Raw genomic sequence first — 19,006 nt, 5'->3', positions numbered from 1 at the left:
GGCAGTCCACAACGCAGTGGAGGCCGTGCCCGTCAGCCTTTGTTCATAAAATCAACTATAGAATTTTAAAAATGGAATACCGGGAATTAGGTGACAGCGGGCTACATGTGTCGGCCATTACGTTTGGCAGTTGGGCTGCCGGGGGCTGGATGTGGGGTGGTACCGAGCAAAACGATGCCGTGGGGGCCATTCATGCAGCCTACGAGCATGGCGTTACCAGCATCGACACGGCCCCTATTTATGGGCAGGGCCTAAGCGAGCAGATTGTGGGTGAAGCCATCAAGAGCCTGCCTCGCGACAAAGTGCAGATCCTGACCAAGTTTGGCATGCGCTGGGACTTGAAAGAGCCCAAAGGCGACTTCGCTATGAAAACCAAAAACAACGAGGGCCAGGACATTGACGTGTATAAATACGCCGCTCCCGAAAGCATCATCAAGGAGTGCGAGGACAGCCTCCGCCGCCTCGGTACGGATTACATCGACCTGTACCAGATTCACTGGCCCGACGTAACTACGCCCATCCACGACACCATGGAGGCCGTGGCCAAGCTAGTGGAGCAGGGCAAAGTGCGCGCCGTAGGCGTGAGCAACTACTCGGTGGAGCAGATGCGCGAAGCGGAGAAAACAATAAAGCTGGCTTCCAACCAGGTGCCGTACAGCATGTTGCGACGTGGTATCGAGCAGGAGTTGGTGCCGTATTGCCAGGAGCACAACAAGGCTATTCTGGCCTATAGCCCTATGCAGTTAGGCTTGCTAACCGGCAAGTTCAAGCCCGGGCAGAAGTTCGAGGACAGCGACTTGCGCTCCACCAACAAGCTATTCACGCCCGACAACATCGAGAAGGTAAACGCCTTCCTGCACACGCTACAGCCCCTGGCCGACGACAAAAACGCCACATTGGCCCAACTCGTCATTGCCTGGACCATTGCGCAGCCGGGCATCACAGTGGCCCTGGTAGGTGCCCGCAACCCCGACCAAGCCACCCAAAACGCCAAAGCTGGCGATGTAAAGCTTTCTGGTGAAGATATTTCCTTCATCAACGATGAGTTGGCCAAGGTGCAGATAGGGTAGGAGGTAGAGGAGTGAGGTAGAAAAAACGGAGGTTGTCATCCTGAGCTTGCGAAGGACCTTATCACGCCAGAACGACAAGCGTAACAACGACTCGTTCAACGGGCATAAGGTCCTTCGCTCCGCTCAGGATGACAACCTCCGTTTTTTCTACCTCACTCCTCTACCTTCCTACACTCACACCCTATTTCCCCGTTACCACCAGGGTGCCGTAGCCGGTGCCGGGTAGGCCGTTGTTGGTCAGGCCTTCTAAGGAGAGGCGGTATTCGCCACCAATGTCGGAGGTATAGAAGGTGATGGTGGCCTGACCGTTGGCGTCTGTCACGATCTGAGGTGCCCAAAACAGCGTGGCGCTACGAGTATCATCGGGCGGGAGCTGGGCACCGGGTTTCTGGTAGGGCGGCTGGTAGAACTCGCGCGTGGGGTAATAGCGCGGCAGCGCGTAGGTAGCCATGCCGATGGGCGACGCCGCGTAGGGGTCGTTTGCAGGGTCGTAGTTGGGGTTGCCGCGCTTGGTGAAGATGGCAATGACCCCATTGCCGCCCCGCGAGCCATAAATAGCCGCCGACGCCCCTTTCAGGATTTCCACGCTTTCCACGTCCTGCACCGGAATGGAATTGACAATGCTGGCGTCTGTCTGCACGCCATCAATGATAAACAGCGGCGAGTTGTTACCCGAAAAGGAATTAACCCCCCGAATGACTACACTCATATTCGTTGGGCTACCCGTCACCTGCACGCCCGCCACCCGGCCCTGAATGAGTTGCAGGATATTGGTGTAGCTATTGGCCGCCGGAATATCGGCGGTGCGGACCACCGCATCGGCGCGGGAGTAGAGGCGCCGGCCGTCGGCAACCTCGCGGCGGCCCCGTACATCCACGTTTTGGAGCAAAATGCGCTTGCCATCGGGGCTGTACTGGCGCTCCATCACCTGCTGCCGCTTGCTGCTTCGCAGGTAGGCCACTTCCTCCGCCGACCCCACCTCCAACGGGATGGTAGGCAGATCTTTGGTGCCCTCGGCCACCTTCTGGTCTAGCCTGACGATGGGGTTGCGCAGGCCTTTCTGGGGCTGCACACGCACCAGCAGGCGGCTGGTGTCCTGCTCCGCAAACCCACTGAAAAAGAAGCGACCCGCCGAGTCGGTGGTGGTGGTCATCAGTTGGTTTTCACCCCCGAAGCGCAGCAACAGCACGGTGGCGTTGGCGGCCGGGGTTTCTTTGCTACCCAGTAGCTGCCCATTCATCACCTGTCCACTCACGCTCAGACTCTGTTCCAGGGGGTAGGGATAGTTGCCGAGGCGGTTGGCCAGCAGCTCCTTCCACACAAACCGCCGCCAGCCCTGGGTCAGCATCAGGTTGTCGAGAGCCAGGTTGGTATCGTAGGTAGGGTTGGTGAAATAATAGCCGGGTTCTTCCACGGTGCCGCGCAGCTCCGAGGTGAGCAATAGGTAGGAGCGAATGGTGCGCTGTTCCATAGAGGCGGGTACCAGCTGGGCATTATTCACAGCCAAGGAAAACTGCCCGGCCATGGGTTTGCCTTCGGCATCGGCCACGGCCACGCGCAGGGTCACTTTCTCGCGAGGAGCGTAGCGGGCTTTATCGGGTTGCAGCGTGATGCGCAGGTCGGGCGTGGTGGCGCCCACAAACGCCAGCCGCTCGCAACGCGCCTGGTTTTGACTATCAAACAAGGTGAAGTGGGCCACACCGGTCTGAAAGCGGCTTTTAGGAATGCGGGCGCTGAACGTGGTGCCCGCACCTACCTGCCCCTGCCCGGCGTAGGCCACTTGCCCGCGCACGTGCGCCACCAGCGTAATGGCCTCGGCAGCAGCAGCGCCCGTACCAGCCTGGCGCTGAATGTACACCTGTATCTGGTCTTTCAGCTCCATCACCTTCATGGTGAAGCCTGTAGGCAGTGCGGTGGGTAGGGGCGTAGTGAGGAAAGCGCCGCCCGACTGCCGCACCGTGGCCTGGTACGTCTGTCCCGGCTCGGGCTTCAACTGAAACCGACCCATGCCCGCGTGTTGGCTTTTGAAGGCCACCACATCGCGCCCGCGTCCGTCTTTAATAGTACCCGTTACGTCTACCCCTTGGCCGTTAGCATCCACGGCCTTGAAGCCAATCGTGCTTTCCAGGCCACTTACCAGGTTGCCGCCTTCCGGGAAAAACTGCACCGTGAGGCGCGCTGCCGCTGTTTTGCCCGATACGCGCGTGCGCCGTTCTCCAATGGCGGGCGCCACCGCATCTAGCGGCGTGTGCCACACCATAATCTGCTGATTGTAAAAGTAATCGGGACTGGTGTTGCGCATCCAGTTGGTGTAGGCGCGCACCGTGTAGCGGCCCTGCACCAGGGTGTCGGGGAGCAGAATGTCGCCGGTGGCGGTGCCGTTGCGCAGGCGCAGGAGCTGCTGGCGCACCAGCACTTGGTCGGGCGAGAGCAGGTCTACGTACAGTACCCGGCTCAGGGTGTCGGGGCGGTGGTTGCCGGCCTGCACCACGTAGGCTTTCAGCCACACGGTTTCGCCGGCGGCATACACGGTTTTATCGAGGTGCAGGTAGCTTTTCTCGGGGAAGGTGGCAGCGTAGAACCGGTTGAGCTGGCGCACCAGCTGCTGAAGAAAGCCATCGGCCTGGGGCGCCACCTGAAAGCCCACGAATAGCAGCACCACAGCTAGTAGGCCCGCTACTAGGCCCGCCCGCCGTTGTGTGAAGGAAGGTATCATAAGAAGTATAGTGAGTCAACAAGAGATACGGCCAACGCGGCCAGTTATTCTTTCAACGACGATTGTTACTGCATCCGTTCCTGTTCCTGCTTCACCTTCAGCGTGAGGTAGGTATGCAGCACCAACAGTACCCGCACCGCCAGTACAAATAGCACCAATCCGGCTATCAGGTAGAAAATGGGAATAAGAAACGCGAGTTGAAAAATCAGACCACTGTCCATAACGCGAAACAAAGTGAATAGAGAGAGAATAAAGAAAATTAGCTGCTTCTAATATAAGTAAACGCACAAGTAGTCATCACGTTGACAACTTTTGCCGTAATTTCCATTCTGCTTGCTCAATCTGCCCCCGGTTAGAGGTGAAGCTTTTCCGGGTAAGAACTCACAGGTATGTCGAAACTATATATCCTGCTGCTCAGCAGCTTGTTGCTGAGTGGGTGTGGCGCCCGCACCTACGCCACCCGCGACGTAAACCAGCCGGTGCTGGCCACGCACCGCACGGTGGCCATTCTGCCCTTCGAGGTGGAACTGGACCGCCTGCGTACGCAGGACATTCTATACCACGGCACCAGCGACCCTACCCCCGAGCAAATAGCGCAGCGCCAGCAGCAGTGGACCGAAAGTCAGCGGCAGGCGCGGGAAGCCCTGGCCTACGAACTACAACGCTGCCTGCACAACCAAGTGCAGACCATGCGGGGGCAAGGTAGTCGCTCCGTAGCGTTTCAGCCAGTGCGCGAAACCAACCAGCGTCTGCGCGCCGCCGGCATCACCTATGATAATCTGTTTGAGCACTCTATGACGGAGTTGCAGCAGGCGCTGGGCGTCGACGCAGTGCTGTCGGGGGCGGCTACGCTCTACCAGCCCATGCCCAACGGGGTAGCCGTGGCCGCGCATTTGCTCAGCAATACGCCTTTGCTGTTGGGCGGGCCGCTCACCGGCAACGTCACCACGGCCAACCTCACGGTGCACGACTGTCGCAGTGGGGAAATGGTCTGGCGCTTCAATTACGAGCGCACGGGCAGCACCACCGTGCCTACCGCCGATGCGCTGGTAAAGCAACTCCTGCGCCCTGCCGCCAAAACCTTTCCCTATCGGTAACAAGGTATTGCCGGGGTTGCGCAACGAAGTAGGGTAGGGCCAGTACTACACCTGCTCCGCTACCGAACCGGTGCGGGAGGTGCGGCCACGCTCTTTGCGCACCAAGCGTGCGTATAGGCTGATTTCCTGATCAAATAGAAAGCGGAAAAACAGCTTGGTGTAGGACGTGTGGTGCAGCAGCGGCTCGTAGAACTCGGGGGCTACCTGCTTCAGCTTGGGTAGGTTGTTCCACGGAATGCTGGGCAAATCGTGGTGCTCGTTGTGGAACCCTACGTTCAGGTTCACGCCGTTCAGGCGGCCGTAGTAGCTATAGGTTTCCTGGTTGGCATCCAGGGTGAGGTAGTGCTCCTGAATCCAGCGCGCCCCCAGCGGGTGCAGCCCCACCGAAAACCAGAAGCTGAGGGCCAGGTAGAGCAGCGCCGTCCACCCCAGAAAGTACACTACCGCCACATCAAATGCCAGCTGGCACACAACGTTGGCCACCACGTAGCGGTCTACGGCTGCCACTTCGCGGCAACGGAACGTGCGAATCACCTGAAAAACCGGGAAGAAAAACAGCCACACCGCTTTGCCTAGCGCGTAGTTGCGAATCAGCTTGGCCTCGTACCAATCGGGCAAGTCGGCATCCAACTCGTGCACGCCCTGAAACACATGGTGTTTGATATGGAAGTTTTTGAAGGAAATAGCTGTGGGCACCACCGAAGGAAAATTGGCAACAATACCTACCGCCACGTTTTGCCACAGCTTCTTGAACACCAGATTGTGCGCCGCTTCGTGAATAACGACAAACAGCGTATGCGAGAAAAAAGCCCCTACCAAGTAGGCCACCGGCACTACCCAGTACCACGCCTGCTGGCGTAGCAGGTAGGCCAGCCCCACCTGCGCCCCCACACAGGCCAGCGCTACCAACAGGGTAGCCGGCGTGCGGGTCATGAGGTGTTTCACCTCAGGATGCGCGTGTACAATCTGTCGGCCCCGGCCCCGGTGCGGTTCGGGAGTGGTGGTGGTGGTGAAGGATGTGGCGCTCATAGGTGCAAAATCAGCAGGAAAAGCCGCATGGTGAATGCCATCCGTAGAGCAAGGTAAGCCTATTTACCTGAGGCTAAGATGAAGAATACAGGCGGAATGACCGGAGCTATAAAAAATGCAAAAATCTTGTTTGACTCCAATTTAACCTAGGGCCTGATTCGATCTGGCGGGGCTTTTGCATTCAGGCAATGCCAACCGGCTTTTTCCGGGCGTGCATTCCTGCCAATTATGCTTTTTCCTGCTCCCAAGTTTAATTCCGGCATCTGGCGCCGCTTTCTGCTGCTGGCGGCTGGGCTCTATTTACTCTGGTTTTTTGGCTACGAGCAATGGCTGGGCCCCGATGGCCGCCTCGATGCCCTGCTCACGGCCAACATGGCCGGCAGTAGTGCTGTGCTGTTGCGCGTGGCGGGCTTTGCGGCTACGGTGGGCGCCAATCCCATGCTGGTGCTCATGGACACGCGGCCCTTTGTGTACATCGGTTCGCCCTACAACGGCTTGGCTATCTACGCGCTGTTTGCGGGCTTTATCTTGGCCTACCCTGGCCCTACCCGCACGCGGCTATGGCTGATTCCGGTGGGCATTGCCGGGCTCTACCTGCTCAACCTGCTGCGCGTGGGCGTGTTGGTCGTGAATCAATATTATGCTTACCACGCCGTAGCGTTCAACTATTATTATGGCATCCTCACGGTGCTGGTCTACGGCTGCATCTTTAGCCTGTGGCTGTACTGGATTCGGCAACAGCCCCAGCACCCGCCCACAGCCGAGGGCTAAGGCGCTGTGCTGCGTATCACTCTAACGCCAACGGCCCGCTGTGCACTGCACAGCGGGCCGTTGTGGTAAAAGGTGGGGCCGTTATTATTTCGGCATCAGCACCTTGTCGATTACGTGAATCACGCCGTTGCTTTGCAGCACGTCGTAGGTAGAGATGCTGGCCACGTTGCCGGCTTCATCCACCAGCACCACGTTTTTGGGGCCGTTCATCATGGCCATCAGCGTGCCGCCGCTCACGGTCTTCAGCGAAGCTTTGCCTTTGCCGGCTTTGATAGCGGCCATAATTTTGTCGGCCGTCATGTTGCCGGCTACCACGTGGTAGGTCAGCACTTTGGTGAGGGTAGCCTTATTCTCGGGCTTTAGCAGCGTTTCTACGGTGCCGGCGGGCAGGTTCTCAAACGCATCGTTCACCGGGGCAAACACCGTGAAAGGACCTTTGCCTTGCAGGGTTTCTACCAGGCCAGCGGCCTTCACAGCGGCTACCAGCGTGGTGTGGTCGGCTGAGTTCACAGCGTTGGCCACAATGTTCTTGGAGGGTAGCATGGCTTGGCCGCCTACCATCACGCTAGTAGGCGAAAGCTGGGCTTGCTGGGCCAAAGCAGAAGTAGCGGAAGCAGTGCCCAGCAGGGCCACGAAGGCGAGGGAAAACAACTGTTTTTTCATCACGAAGGGGGTAGGAAAATGAGGGTGAAGGAGAGAGTCTAAATTGGAAGAGTACCACTTGCAAGTCTGGTCTCACCTACGACGCCTTCCTACGCACCGGATTTAACGGCTTACCTAATTTCTTTTTCAAAAGCTCCGTGCGCGCCACTCAAGCGGCTATTTCGCAAATACAAAAAAGCCCCTTTCAACAAGTGAAAGAGGCTTTTACGGCGGAGGTTACTCTTGGAAAATTATGATTTTTGCGCCGGAAATTTATCCAGAATATCACGTGCCGATTCGGAGAACTGTTTGCCAAAGCTGCCTGGGTTGTTCACAGGGTCGGCAATGGAGCCGCGCCATACTAGGTCGTTGGTGCTGGCGTCGATGATGTCCACAATCATCGTCCCTTCCTTGTACTGCTCGGTGCGGTAGCCGGTGTTGTTGAAGTAAGCCGGCGAGTACCAATAGCCGTAATTGATGGGCAGGAAGCCCCCGCGGTACGACACAGCGTAGGGGTAGGCGAAGCCCGCGGCGGGCGGATTAGAAACCGTGCGCTCGGCGTCTTCCACATAGAGGTGGTAGGTGATGTAGAAATCCGGCTTGGCATTGCCGCTCACCTGCCGGATACCCCGATTGTTCAGCTCCTGGCTGATGGCGCCCTGAATCATCTCGTCGGCTAGGCTGCTTTTGTAGATGGGGTTGGCATCGCCAGTAGTTTTCACGTCGGTCTTGGCCCAGTCGTAGGTGCGGAAACGGCTGAAGTTGACGCCCTGCTTTTCCTGCACGTTCACGGAAGAGCAGCTGCTCAGCCAGCCAACCAGCAGTAGCAAGCACAAGGTACTTATGGAAATTTTCATGGTTTTCAGAGGGAATAGAATGAGAAAGAGTTACTTACCCAATACTCTTTTCAGCAAATGAGGTTACGTTGAGCTACCAAGCGTAGCTTTCAGAATAAACTAGTGCCGGACTATCCGCGTATGATAGCGCGCAGGGTAGTGTGCATTACCGCTTTGGTGGAGACGGCTCAGGGGCTGCCAGCGGGCGAGACAATTTTTTGAGTTGGAAACCAGTCGGTTACTACTGTTTACGCCTAGCCCTGCAACCATTGGCCTACAGCAGGGCTCTTGTTCATGGAAAATATTCAGTCTTACTATTTATTTCTATGATTATACCGTCGCGTCTACTGTTGTGTGCCTGCTCCTTCCTGGGAGTTGGGCTGTTTTGGACGGGCGACCAAGTGGCCCCTACCTTTACGGGGAAGCCCACTCCCGTGCAATGGGAGCTGCGTATGCTGGACGGGAAGCCCGTGGCCCGGCACCATCGCTACCTCGATAAAGCTCTGCTCCCTGCCTTGCCTACTGACACCGCACCGGCCAAGGCCAAGCTCCGCACAGGCACCTGCCTGCCCTCGTTCGGTACGCAGCTAGCCGGTACCATGCGCCTGATTGTGACGATGCTAGAAGCCGATAACTCAACCCTTGATTTTGGTCTGCGCTACCTCAGCCTACTCCAAGACGTCCGGACGTACGAGTTGCGCGGCAACCGGCTGTGCCTATATGATACCGACAACCCAGCTCCCCGGCTGATTTTTGTAGCCGCCTCCCCCTCGTCTTAGAAGGGTGTAGAGACGCTTCGTTGCGTCTCATTGAACTCAAACATCTTCTTAACCAAAACAAGAAGCGCCGGTACGAATTATTTCGCGCCGGCGCTTCTTGTTTATGTATTTGATTTCTAGTTGCTTTCGCCGGCCCAGCGGCGGGCGTCGTCCACGCTGGCAAAATACCTCGTGTCGAAGGGCACGTGAGCCGAGGCACGAGTCAGGATGTTGTCGATGCCCATTTGGTTGAGCGCATCGTTGGATACCACCACTGCCAGGCGGTCAACGCCCAACTTGGTGAACTCCGGAAACCACTCTTGATTCATCCAATCCTGATCGGTAGGCCGAATAGTCCGCATCTTGGCGTTGTTGCCGATCCAACCCCGCACCCGATGGTGCCGCCCCAGGCGTAAGGCTTCCATCAACGAGGAACGAAGCTGCTGGCTATTGGCAAAATCCAGCCATTCTGTTTCGAGCACCCGCGTCCGCTCATCCAACAGAATATTGAGGTAGGGGACAGCAAACAACACTTTCATAGAAGCAAAGCAAGCAAAAATAGATGCGAAAACAGGGTAGGCCAGCAGCCGTTGACGGCCGTACGCCGAAGCATGTACAAAGATGCACCCGCCTTTGTTGGAAAAAAACGGTTGTGTCAAGCCGAATGCAAATAGCGTGTCAAATAGGATAAGACGTGCTCAGTGGGCAAAAATAATGGTCTGTTGAGCGCGCTGAGGCGTCTATTCTAAGAACATGTGCCTACCCCAACTTCAGTCGCATCAGGTCAGGTTACGTATCTGATGCGGTCCGCAAAACGGCCCTACCTTACCGGCATGAAATTTTCGTCGAAGCTGCCCGATGTGGGCACCAGTATTTTCTCGGTGATGACCCAGCTGGCGCAGGAGCATGGCGCCATCAACCTGGCCCAGGGCTTCCCCGATTTCGACCCACCCGCCAACCTCACCGAGGCCCTGGTGCGCCACGCTGCTGCCACCGGACAGCAACAATATGCGCCCATGCCCGGCCTGTTGCGCCTGCGCGAGCTGATCAGCCAGAAAACCGCCGCGCTCTACCACGTACCCGCCCCCAACCCAGCCACCGACATCACCATCACCAGCGGAGCCACCGAGGGGCTGTACGCGGTGCTGGCAGCCACCGTGCGCCCCGGCGACGAAGTGCTGGTGCTAGAGCCAGCCTACGACCTCTACGGCCCTGCTATCCGGTTGCAGGGCGGCACGCCCGTGTACGTACCCCTGCTGCTCCCCAGCTTCCGCCCCGACTGGGACAGAGTAGCGGTCAGCCTCACACCGCGCACGCGCCTTGTCCTGCTCAACACGCCCCACAACCCCAGCGGCGCCGTGCTCACCACCCAGGATTTCGACACGCTGGCCGGGCTGCTGGAAAACACAGACACGCTGGTGCTGAGCGATGAAGTATATGAGCATTTGGTATTTGATGGGCAGGCGCACCGCAGCGTATTGCAGCACCCTGCCCTGGCAGAGCGGGCGTTTGTGCTGTCGTCGTTTGGCAAAACCTACCACGCCACGGGCTGGAAGGTAGGGTATTGCATTGCGCCGGCGCTGCTCACGGCCGAGGTGCGCCGGGTGCACCAGTTCCTGACCTTTAGTGTGAGCACGCCCACCCAACACGCCCTGGCCGACGTGCTAGCCCACGCCGACCACTACCGCGAGCTACCAGCCTTCTACCAGCAAAAGCGCGACCTGTTTGTGGACCTATTGCGCGGCACAGGCTTCGAGTTGCTACCCGCTGCTGGCGCCTACTTTCTGCTGGCGCGCTACGCGGCCCTAGCGCCGCACGAGTCGGATACTGAGTTTGCCCGTCGTCTTACCCGCGAGGCGGGCGTGGCTGTGGTGCCCGTGTCGGCTTTCTACCACGATGGGCGAGATGAAGGGCTAGTACGGTTTTGCTTTGCCAAAAAGGCCGAAACGTTGCAGGAGGCAACTGCACGGCTGCATGCTTTCAGCAAACGATACGTATAGGTATATATTCTTTATTATTGCATAATTTATCATAAATTAATACCAAAAAAAGATACTGTATGGCTGATTTCACATTATCGTTTGTGCAGACGGCGTTGCACTGGCACCAGCCCGCCACCAACCGGGCCTTGCTGGAGCATCATATCGACACAATTTCTCTATCCATTGACCTGATTGTGCTGCCGGAAATGTTTGCCACGGGCTTCACGATGGAGGCGGCTGCTTTAGCCGAAGACATGGATGGTCCTACTGTGCAATGGATGCAGCGTATGGCCGCGGCTCGCAATGCCGTCGTCACGGGTAGCCTCATCATCCGCGACAACGGCCAGCACTACAACCGCCTGCTCTGGGTGCGCCCCGACGGTACCCTGAGCTACTACGATAAGCGCCATCGCTTTGGCATGGCCGGCGAAACCAACGTGTATGCTGCCGGGCAGGCGCGGCTGCTGGAGGAGTGGCGTGGGTGGCGCATCTGCCCGCTGGTGTGCTACGATTTGCGCTTCCCGGTATGGAGCCGCAACGCCGCAACAGCCCCTTACGACCTGCTGCTGTACGTGGCCAACTGGCCCGCCGCCCGCCGCGACGCCTGGATGGCGCTGCTCCGCGCCCGCGCCATCGAGAACGTTGCGTATACCCTGGGCGTCAACCGGGTAGGCACCGACGGTAACAACCTGGAATACGCCGGCGACTCGGCGCTACTAGATATGCGCGGCGACTATTTGGTGGAAGTCGGTAACCAAGAAACCAGCATCACCCGTACCCTGCGCCGCAACGACCTAGACGCGTTTCGGGAGCAGTTCCCCGCCCTCTACGACGCCGATACATTCGAGGTGCGCCCTGATGACCCGGCGTCGCGCTGGTAGGGGTAGGGGTGTAGTTTAGTAAGCACAATCTGAATAATAAGTATTGAAAATATCGTGAGTTAAAAGAATAGGTTAGCAGCATTGGATCAATTATTTATAAAATTGATTCTTATGGGAGCTCTTGTAAATTTTCAATCGTAGTAGAGTTCTTAAACTCACCCTAAAGCGTAGGGAATAAGTGGCCATTAGGTGTGGAAAATATACACAAGTTGCCAAGCTACTATAGGTCAGAAAATAATATTGCCTTAACCTGATGCTAAAAGTAGACGCTTACTTTTATGTAAAAAAAGTGCAGATGATGAAAAATGGTATAGTGCTTTTTATGCTCTGCGCAGCGTTAGCTGGCTGTAAGAAATCCTCTGAGGAAGATGTCGCTCCAGATATCGCGGGGGTTTACGCCATCAGCACTCTGGAGAATCAGAACGGGGAGACCCTCACCTTTCCGAAGCGTTCCGCCGATGGGCAAGTGCTGATCACCTCTGAAGTAGAGATCATTAAGATGGACGACTATCAGATTAAGGTTTTACGAAAAGGTATCGGCTACGGGAAACCCTACACGGATCCACTCGGATTTTTTGAGATTCGCCGAGATGATAAAGGATACATGGTGTACCAAAACGATCTGTATGTGGGTAGCGTGCGCAGTCGAGAAGTCTACTTTCATTTTGATGGCAAAAGCAATAATACAATGATTGTGTCTCTCCGAGCTCAGCGATGAAAGGCGTCAAAACTGTATGTTTAGAAATGATGAGGCCTCGCTACTTCCATTAGTAGCGAGGCCTCATTCTAATTCTATAATAATAGCACTAGGACATATCTTCAACAGTTAAGTTATATGAAAAACCTGTTTTGCTTACTTAAGCAATAACTATAATAAGAAGCGGTTTCAACCTCTCTTATTTACGTATACCCTGGCAACAAGCCTGAATAGTGGTTGGTAAAAGCAGGATTGAAAAGCCTTACCAGAACCTGTTCGTACACACCACCTGCGCCTTTTTCTTCAGCCGCAAGCCCAGCAGTATCTCGTGGCTGCCGTAGTGGTAGTTGTTGAGCTTGGAAAGGCCAGCATCGTAGGAGTAGCCGATGGTGAACTGCTCGTAGCTGAGGCCTGCCAGCGCTATCACCGAATCGAAGGCGCGCCAGGAGGCGCCTACCCATAGCAGGTCGCGGTACTTGAGCTTAGCGTTGACGTCGACGGAGAGCGGGGCTGGGTTCACGGTCTTCACCAGCACCGACGGCACCAATGACCAGTCCTGGCTGAGCGGCACCCGCACCCCACCCGTGAAGAAGTAGTGCCGCTTTAGGGCGTTGCCGGGTGCGCCCGCACTCACTTGGTCGGGGCCGTAGGAGAAGTCGAGCTTGTTGCCCAGCAGCTGCGTGCTGGACACGCCCACGTAAAAATTGGAGCTGTATACCCACAGACCCACCGAGCCATCGAGCACCCGCGAGGCGGCACTGGCGGCCACGGTGGTAGGGTCGTAGAACTGGAGCTGGTTGCCATCTACGGCAAACTGCTGCATGCCTATGGATGCCCCCAGCGCCGCCCGGATTTTGGGCGTCAGCACTAGGTTGTAGGCGTAGGAAGCGTAGGCGCTGGTGCGGCTGGTAGGGCCAGTCACGTCGCGGTACACTAGGCCCCCGATGGCGTGGAACGGCCGGCGCCGGTCGTTCAGGGTACGTTTGCTGGTGCTGCGCCATTTGCCCAGCGAAGAGCTACCGCTGAGGTAGAACGTCTTGGGCGCACCTTCCAGCCCTACCCATTGGGTGCGGTAGCTGGCTTTGATATCAATGTAGTCCTCTACCCCAGTAGCGCCAGGGTTGAGGAGGTAGTTGTTGTTCATGTACTGGCTGTACTGCGCTTCCTGCTGGGCCAGCGCGGGCACAGCGGCTAGTAGCAGTGGAAGCAACAATAGAAGTAAAGCTCTTTTCATACCTGTGGGAGTTATTCAGTTGTAGTTCTGAGCGTCATGCTGAGCATGGCCGAAGCATCTCTACCGCTCCATTGCAGCAACGAAAAATTACTCACGGTAGAGATGCTTCGGCTGCGCTCAACATGACGTTCTAATTCTATCAAACTCAATACAAAATCGTAATCGAACCGCTGTACGACCGGCCCAGGGGGCCTTTCGTGACGACGACGTAGTAGTAGGTACCAACCGGAGCGGGCTGGCCGTTAATGTCGCCGCGCCACTCATTGGATCGGCCGTAGTTTTCGGCGGAGAAAATCTTGGTGCCCCAGCGGTTGTACACCGTCACGGTGTTGTCGGGGAATTGCTCGATGAACTCAATCTGCCAGGTATCGTCGCGGCCGTCGCCGTTGGGCGTAAAGGCGTTGGGAATGCGGATGGGTGGGCGCACGGTCACGGTTACCTCGTCCGAATCGGCGCAGCCACCGGAGCCGGCCGAAAGCGTGTAGGTAGTAGTGACGGTAGGCGAAGCCGTGGGGTGCAGCGGGTCGGCAGGCGATATGAAGAGACCGGCTGCTGGGGTCCAGGTGACGGGGTAGGTGCCATCGGCGCGGCCTTCCAGCGTCACCGAGCTACCAGCCAAAATCTCCTTGTCGGGACCGGCATCTACATCTACCGGCGGCTGAATCCGCACTGGTACGCCGTTGGAGGTCACCGTGACGGGTTGGCCGCAGCTATTAACGGTGCTCAAGCGTAGCGTTACAACCTGTCCCTCGCGCAACGTACTGCTTGTGAAGACCGGGCCCGCAGCCACGACGTTGCCATCTACCAGCCACTGATACGTGGGGGTAGGCCCGGCCTCCGTGACACTGGCAATACTGAACGTGATGGGTTCACCCACACAAACCGGCCCGCCCGGTTGCGCGGCAATGGCCAGGGTAGGTGTGGGGATAGGCGTGCGCGTAACCGTGACGGTTGCTACAGCAGGTCCAGTGCTGCACAGCCCTGCGGTGGGCGTCACCTCCACCCGCACCTGGTCGCCGGTGACGAGGGTGCTGCTGGTGAAGGTAGGGCCGCTGGCTACAGCTGTACCGTTCACGAACCACTGGAAGGTAGGCGCAGCACCGGCGTTGGTAGCTACTGCCGTGAAGGTCAGCGGCGTGCCGGGGCACAGCACGGGTGGCGTGGCTACAGTGACGGTCGGCGTTACAAGGGGCTGCACCTGGATGGTTACCACGTTGGATACCACCGTGGAGCAAGTGCCCGTGCCGGAAGTCACCCGGCGGCGGAAGTAGGTAGTAGCCGTAAGTGCGCCGGGGGCATAGGCCTCCCCGGTGGCACCGGCCACAGCCGTCCAGTTCGTGTTATCAGCAGAGGCTTCCCACTGGTAAGCAAACGTGCCCGTGCCGCCCACAGGAGCGCCTGTGCTGGTAAGCGGCGCAGGCGTGGCATTCGTGCAAATCGTTTGGTTGGCAGCAATGCTACCCGCGGTCAGAGTCGGTAGTACAGTCAGCGTCACCACATTGGATACTACTGGCCCGCACGCGCCCGACGTCACCTGGCGCCGAAAATAGGTAGTGGCCGTGAGTGCGCCGGGAGCGAAGGTCTCACCTGTAGCACCGGCAATAGCCATCCAGGTGGCATTATTGGCTGAAGATTCCCACTGATAGGCAAACGTGCCCGTGCCACCACCAACGGCGGTAGCGCTGATGAGTGGGGTAGGCGTAGCGCCTGGGCAGAGAGTCTGATCGGCAGCAATAGTGCCGGCCGTCAGCGCTGGCGTTACGGTGATGGTCACCACGTTGGATGCCACCGGCCCGCATGGCCCCGAGGTGGCCCGGCGACGGAAGTAGGTAGTGGCAGCTAGAGTGCCCGGCGTATAGGTGGCGCTGGTGGCCCCGCCTATGGCCGCCCAGGTGGCATTATCAGACGAAGATTCCCACTGATACTCGATAGTACCATTGCCACCCGTGGCCGCGCCAGCACTGGTGAGTGGAGCGGGCGTGCTGCCGGCACACAGCGTCTGGCTGGCGGCAATGGTACCGGCCGTGAGGGCTGGCGTGACGGTGATGGTCACCACGTTGGAAGTCACGGCAGCACACGCCCCGGAGCTTACTTGGCGGCGGAAGTAGGTGGTGCTGGTAAGCGTGCCAGGGGCGTACTCGGCGCCGGTAGCGCCGGGTATGGCCGTCCAGGTGGTATTGTTGGGGGAAGATTCCCATTGGTACGCAAACTGCCCGGTGCCGCCCGTAGGGGCAGCGCTACTGGTAAGCGGAGCCACGGCACTACCCGCGCACACCGCCTGATCGGCCGCAATGGTACCAGCAATCAGCGCTGGCGTGACGGTGATGGTCACGACATTAGAAGTCACGGCAGCACACGACCCGGAGCTTACCTGACGGCGGAAGTAGGTAGTAGCACTCAACACACCCGGCGCGAAGGTTTCGTTAGTAGCACCAGCAATGGCTGTCCAGGTGGTGTTGCCAGTGGAAGATTCCCACTGGTAGGCAAACGTGCCGGTGCCGCCCGTAGCTGCGGTGCCGGTGAGGGCAGCAGGCGTGCTACCCGCGCACACGGTTTGATCGGTGGCAATAGTGCCGGCCGTGAGGGCTGGCGTTACCGTGATGGTCACCACGTTAGACGTTACCGGTCCGCAGGCCCCCGCTGTTACTCGTCGCCGGAAGGAGGTAGTAACCGTGAGGGCGCCCGGCGCGAACGTCTCGTCCGTGGCCCCAGTAACCCCAATCCAAGTAGTGTTATCCGTTGAGTATTCCCATTGATACGCAAATGTGCCCGTGCCGCCCGTAGCCGCGCCGGTGCTGGTGAGCGGTGCCGGCGTGCTACCCGCGCAAATAGCCTGGCTGGCCGCAATACCGCCGGCTACCAACTCGGGCAGCACGGTCAGCGTCACCACGTTGGATACCACTGGCGCGCAGGAAGCAGACGTGGCCTGGCGACGGAAATAGGTGGTAACCGGCAGAACGCCGGGCGCAAACGTAGCGCCGGTAGCATTCGGTATGGCGGTCCAGATGTTGTTGTCAGTCGAGGATTCCCACTGATAACTCACCGCACCCGCGCCGCCACTGGCGTCGGTGGTGCTGGTGAGCGGGGCGGGGGTAGCACCGGCGCACAGCGTCTGGTCGGCGCCAATGGTACCAGCTACTAGCGCCGGTGCCACCGTGATAGTCACCACGTTGGACACAGCCGGGGCGCAGGCCGTGCCCGCATTCGCCTGCCTACGGAAGGAGGTAGTAGCTGTCAGGGCACCCGGTGCGAAGGTCTCGCCGGTAGCGCCGGGTAGGGCCGTCCAGGTAGTGTTGTCAATAGAGGATTCCCACTGGTAGGTTACTTGCACGTTGCCGCCCGTAGCCGGCGCAACGCTGGTGAGTGGCGCCGGGGTGGCACCCGCGCAAATGCTCTGCTCGGCCGCAATGCTACCCGCCACCAAGGCCGGTGTTACGGTGATGGTGATGGGGTTGGACGGCGCGTTGCAGGGACCGGAAATAGCCTGGCGGCGGTACAGGGTAGTAATCGTAGCCGGACCGGGCGTGAACGTTTCGCTGGTAGCGCCAGCAACGGGAGCCCAGGTAGTGCCGTTGTCGGTGGAGGATTCCCACTGGTAGGTGAACGTGCCCGTGCCACCCGTGGCGGCGCCGGTGCTGGTGAGCGGGGCGGGCGTGCTGCCCGCGCACACGGTTTGGTCGGCAGCAATGGTGCCGGCAGTTAGGGCCGGTATCACGGTGACGGCTACCGAGGCCGTGAACGTAGGCGTGCAATAAGGGCCTGAGCCGCTGGGCAGCAGCAACTGCACCCGCCGCCGGAAGTAGGTAGTAGTACCAGGCTGCAAACCGGTAGGCGTGTAGCTGGCACCAGTGGCTCCGCTAATTTCAGTGAAAGGGCCATTGCTATTGGCCGACGTTTCCCACTGGTATCTACCCGGCAAACCGGCGTCGCTGGTGGCATCGGTGGCGGTAATGGCAGCCGGCGCACTATCTGCGCACACGGTTTGGGGGCCGGCAATGGTGCCCGGCACGGGTAGGTTCGGCACCAGAATAGAACCCGAACTTTCGCGACAAAAGCATTCGGTTGTGATGCGTAACGTTACGGTGTAGGTGCCGGGAGTCGCATACACGTGCACAGGGTTTTCTTCTGCTGAAGTACCGCCGTCACCAAACTGCCAGGCGTAGGTTTTCCCGTCAAAGTCAATGTTCGGGGCCGTAAAAGTAATTTCACGGCAACCCGTTATCTCCGCACTAGGCCCCACACGCAGTAAGGTGCTTTGGTTGAAGTTAGGAAGACCCAATCCGCTACGGCCTGTTTTCAGTTGCAGGCTGTCTTCGACGTAGCCAATGGCCGCGCCCACCGAGTCGGCTGGGTAGGCAATAAAGCCCAACGCAGTCTGGTCGTTGCGGGCCACATAGATCTTCCCGTCTGGGGCGGCCTGCATAGAGCCCAAATCGGCGGATGTGGTCAGCGGTATGTCCTGTTTGTTAAGCGGATTGCGAGGAGTTATATCAAACTGTAGCAGCTTGGGTGGATTCATCACCGTGGCGTATAGCCTACTACCCGGTACAAATTCTACACCGTAGTATTTGCCTTCGCCGCTGTCGATGATAAACGGAATGTTCGGATTTTCACTCACATCGCCAGTAGCCGTATCAAAGTCGAACAACTCCACGGTGCTGCTGTTGTCGCCACTCCTCTCACTGTAGCGAGCTAAGGCCAACTGGTCTCCTTGAGGAGTTATTTTCATCTGGCCTTTGTAGCCCTGTTTTGCGATTCTTGAGGCGTGTAAGCTTCCGATAGTGGAAATCTTTGGAGATTCTATGCCGGTGGTCGTTACTTCGTAAGCAAGGAAGGAGTCACCACGGTTGTCGTTGCCGGACTTCGCATCACCCCAACCGTGCACAATAATCCAGATATGACAACCATTTTTGTGAAATACGCCCGTCATTTTTTCGGCTGTACCACGAGCCAAAAGATTATTTTTAGAAACTACTGTACCTTGCCCCCCACCAGCAGGAATCTCAATTTCTGAGTAGCTGAGGCCTATAGTATCATTCAGTGTGAAGATGAGGTAGCGCGTTGGCTTATCTGATGTGATGAAGCCGCTACCTGGTTTCTTAATAGCTAAAGGGCCGTCGGTTGTACTTCCACTACCGCCCAAGCCCGTGCCCATCACACTATGGTCTCCGTTCCAGATAGTATCGCCGTCGCTGTAGAAAAGAATCTTGCCGCTAGGATCAGACATTACCCCAGAACCAGCTGGTGCTGTCATCTTGCCATCAGTCAGCACGTTAGGTGGGATGGAATCGGT

General features: G+C 58.0%; 15 protein-coding genes. 7 read left to right on the top strand and 8 right to left on the bottom strand.

Going from position 1 to position 19,006, the window contains the following annotated elements; translation table 11 throughout:
• Positions 1-71: 71 nt before the first annotated feature.
• Positions 72-1,070 carry an aldo/keto reductase gene (locus F1C16_RS15600; RefSeq protein ID WP_185281545.1) on the top strand — a complete coding sequence of 333 codons (999 nt, stop codon included), beginning with the start codon at positions 72-74 and terminating at the stop codon, positions 1,068-1,070.
• 181 nt (positions 1,071-1,251) lie between these two features.
• Here the strand turns inward: F1C16_RS15600 and F1C16_RS15595 are convergent, their stop codons facing one another.
• Positions 1,252-3,786: a TonB-dependent receptor plug domain-containing protein gene (locus F1C16_RS15595; RefSeq protein WP_185281544.1), complete on the bottom strand. Its 2,535-nt coding sequence runs from the start codon at positions 3,784-3,786 to the stop codon at positions 1,252-1,254.
• A gap of 65 nt (positions 3,787-3,851) precedes the next feature.
• Positions 3,852-4,007 carry a hypothetical protein gene (locus tag F1C16_RS15590; RefSeq protein ID WP_185281543.1) on the bottom strand — a complete coding sequence of 52 codons (156 nt, stop codon included), beginning with the start codon at positions 4,005-4,007 and terminating at the stop codon, positions 3,852-3,854.
• Positions 4,008-4,175: 168 nt separating this feature from the next.
• Between F1C16_RS15590 and F1C16_RS15585 the strand changes: the two genes are divergently transcribed.
• Positions 4,176-4,883, top strand: a complete 708-nt coding sequence (locus F1C16_RS15585) for a hypothetical protein (protein WP_185281542.1) — start codon at positions 4,176-4,178, stop codon at positions 4,881-4,883.
• Between the two features lie 45 nt (positions 4,884-4,928).
• On the opposite strand, the gene F1C16_RS15580 is transcribed toward F1C16_RS15585, so the two are convergent.
• The gene (locus F1C16_RS15580; protein WP_185281541.1) at positions 4,929-5,912 is read right to left on the bottom strand and encodes a fatty acid desaturase; all 984 of its coding nucleotides are present in this window, start codon (positions 5,910-5,912) and stop codon (positions 4,929-4,931) included.
• Between the two features lie 228 nt (positions 5,913-6,140).
• On the opposite strand from F1C16_RS15580, the gene xrtX reads away from it, so the two are divergent.
• Entirely contained in the window at positions 6,141-6,683 is a 543-nt protein-coding gene (gene xrtX / locus F1C16_RS15575; protein WP_185281540.1) for an exosortase X, read from the top strand.
• 84 nt (positions 6,684-6,767) lie between these two features.
• Here xrtX and F1C16_RS15570 read toward each other — a convergent pair whose 3' ends face one another.
• Complete coding sequence (locus F1C16_RS15570) at positions 6,768-7,346, bottom strand: fasciclin domain-containing protein (RefSeq protein ID WP_185281539.1); 579 nt, start codon at positions 7,344-7,346, stop codon at positions 6,768-6,770.
• Positions 7,347-7,576: 230 nt separating this feature from the next.
• A complete protein-coding gene (locus F1C16_RS15565) occupies positions 7,577-8,182 on the bottom strand; it encodes a DUF4136 domain-containing protein (RefSeq protein ID WP_185281538.1) in 606 nt (201 codons plus the stop codon).
• A 305-nt stretch (positions 8,183-8,487) separates the two neighbouring features.
• Between F1C16_RS15565 and F1C16_RS15560 the strand changes: the two genes are divergently transcribed.
• Positions 8,488-8,940, top strand: a complete 453-nt coding sequence (locus F1C16_RS15560; protein WP_185281537.1) for a hypothetical protein — start codon at positions 8,488-8,490, stop codon at positions 8,938-8,940.
• Between the two features lie 116 nt (positions 8,941-9,056).
• Here the strand turns inward: F1C16_RS15560 and F1C16_RS15555 are convergent, their stop codons facing one another.
• Complete coding sequence (locus F1C16_RS15555; protein WP_185281536.1) at positions 9,057-9,458, bottom strand: hypothetical protein; 402 nt, start codon at positions 9,456-9,458, stop codon at positions 9,057-9,059.
• Positions 9,459-9,752: 294 nt separating this feature from the next.
• Between F1C16_RS15555 and F1C16_RS15550 the strand changes: the two genes are divergently transcribed.
• The 3 genes from F1C16_RS15550 (at position 9,753) to F1C16_RS15540 (ending at position 12,500) form a co-directional block, all read left to right on the top strand.
• Complete coding sequence (locus F1C16_RS15550; RefSeq protein WP_185281535.1) at positions 9,753-10,919, top strand: methionine aminotransferase; 1,167 nt, start codon at positions 9,753-9,755, stop codon at positions 10,917-10,919.
• Positions 10,920-10,978: 59 nt separating this feature from the next.
• The gene (locus F1C16_RS15545) at positions 10,979-11,782 is read left to right on the top strand and encodes an amidohydrolase (RefSeq protein WP_185281534.1); all 804 of its coding nucleotides are present in this window, start codon (positions 10,979-10,981) and stop codon (positions 11,780-11,782) included.
• Positions 11,783-12,035: 253 nt separating this feature from the next.
• Entirely contained in the window at positions 12,036-12,500 is a 465-nt protein-coding gene (locus tag F1C16_RS15540) for a hypothetical protein (RefSeq protein WP_185281533.1), read from the top strand.
• Between the two features lie 241 nt (positions 12,501-12,741).
• Here the strand turns inward: F1C16_RS15540 and F1C16_RS15535 are convergent, their stop codons facing one another.
• Together F1C16_RS15535 and F1C16_RS23235 are read right to left on the bottom strand one after the other, a co-directional pair.
• Positions 12,742-13,713 carry a type IX secretion system membrane protein PorP/SprF gene (locus tag F1C16_RS15535; RefSeq protein WP_185281532.1) on the bottom strand — a complete coding sequence of 324 codons (972 nt, stop codon included), beginning with the start codon at positions 13,711-13,713 and terminating at the stop codon, positions 12,742-12,744.
• A 145-nt stretch (positions 13,714-13,858) separates the two neighbouring features.
• A complete protein-coding gene (locus tag F1C16_RS23235; protein ID WP_308461635.1) occupies positions 13,859-18,442 on the bottom strand; it encodes a gliding motility-associated C-terminal domain-containing protein in 4,584 nt (1,527 codons plus the stop codon).
• Between the last annotated feature and the right edge of the window lie 564 nt (positions 18,443-19,006).

This window comes from Hymenobacter sp. NBH84 (assembly GCF_014217645.1).
In the GTDB taxonomy this organism is placed as follows: Bacteria; Bacteroidota; Bacteroidia; order Cytophagales; family Hymenobacteraceae; genus Hymenobacter; species Hymenobacter profundi.
The sequence above is the reverse complement of the archived record's forward strand: the minus strand, read 5'-3'. Positions and strand labels throughout refer to the sequence as shown.

What these genes read in the sequence shown, in the direction of transcription:
- F1C16_RS15600 (WP_185281545.1), top strand. Translation starts at nt 72, where the DNA reads ATGGAATACCGGGAATTAGGTGACAGCGGGCTACATGTGTCGGCCATT.
- F1C16_RS15595 (WP_185281544.1), bottom strand. Translation starts at nt 3,786, where the DNA reads ATGATACCTTCCTTCACACAACGGCGGGCGGGCCTAGTAGCGGGCCTA.
- F1C16_RS15590 (WP_185281543.1), bottom strand. Translation starts at nt 4,007, where the DNA reads ATGGACAGTGGTCTGATTTTTCAACTCGCGTTTCTTATTCCCATTTTC.
- F1C16_RS15585 (WP_185281542.1), top strand. Translation starts at nt 4,176, where the DNA reads ATGTCGAAACTATATATCCTGCTGCTCAGCAGCTTGTTGCTGAGTGGG.
- F1C16_RS15580 (WP_185281541.1), bottom strand. Translation starts at nt 5,912, where the DNA reads ATGAGCGCCACATCCTTCACCACCACCACCACTCCCGAACCGCACCGG.
- xrtX (WP_185281540.1), top strand. Translation starts at nt 6,141, where the DNA reads ATGCTTTTTCCTGCTCCCAAGTTTAATTCCGGCATCTGGCGCCGCTTT.
- F1C16_RS15570 (WP_185281539.1), bottom strand. Translation starts at nt 7,346, where the DNA reads ATGAAAAAACAGTTGTTTTCCCTCGCCTTCGTGGCCCTGCTGGGCACT.
- F1C16_RS15565 (WP_185281538.1), bottom strand. Translation starts at nt 8,182, where the DNA reads ATGAAAATTTCCATAAGTACCTTGTGCTTGCTACTGCTGGTTGGCTGG.
- F1C16_RS15560 (WP_185281537.1), top strand. Translation starts at nt 8,488, where the DNA reads ATGATTATACCGTCGCGTCTACTGTTGTGTGCCTGCTCCTTCCTGGGA.
- F1C16_RS15555 (WP_185281536.1), bottom strand. Translation starts at nt 9,458, where the DNA reads ATGAAAGTGTTGTTTGCTGTCCCCTACCTCAATATTCTGTTGGATGAG.
- F1C16_RS15550 (WP_185281535.1), top strand. Translation starts at nt 9,753, where the DNA reads ATGAAATTTTCGTCGAAGCTGCCCGATGTGGGCACCAGTATTTTCTCG.
- F1C16_RS15545 (WP_185281534.1), top strand. Translation starts at nt 10,979, where the DNA reads ATGGCTGATTTCACATTATCGTTTGTGCAGACGGCGTTGCACTGGCAC.
- F1C16_RS15540 (WP_185281533.1), top strand. Translation starts at nt 12,036, where the DNA reads ATGCTAAAAGTAGACGCTTACTTTTATGTAAAAAAAGTGCAGATGATG.
- F1C16_RS15535 (WP_185281532.1), bottom strand. Translation starts at nt 13,713, where the DNA reads ATGAAAAGAGCTTTACTTCTATTGTTGCTTCCACTGCTACTAGCCGCT.
- F1C16_RS23235 (WP_308461635.1), bottom strand. Translation starts at nt 18,442, where the DNA reads ATGAAAATAACTCCTCAAGGAGACCAGTTGGCCTTAGCTCGCTACAGT.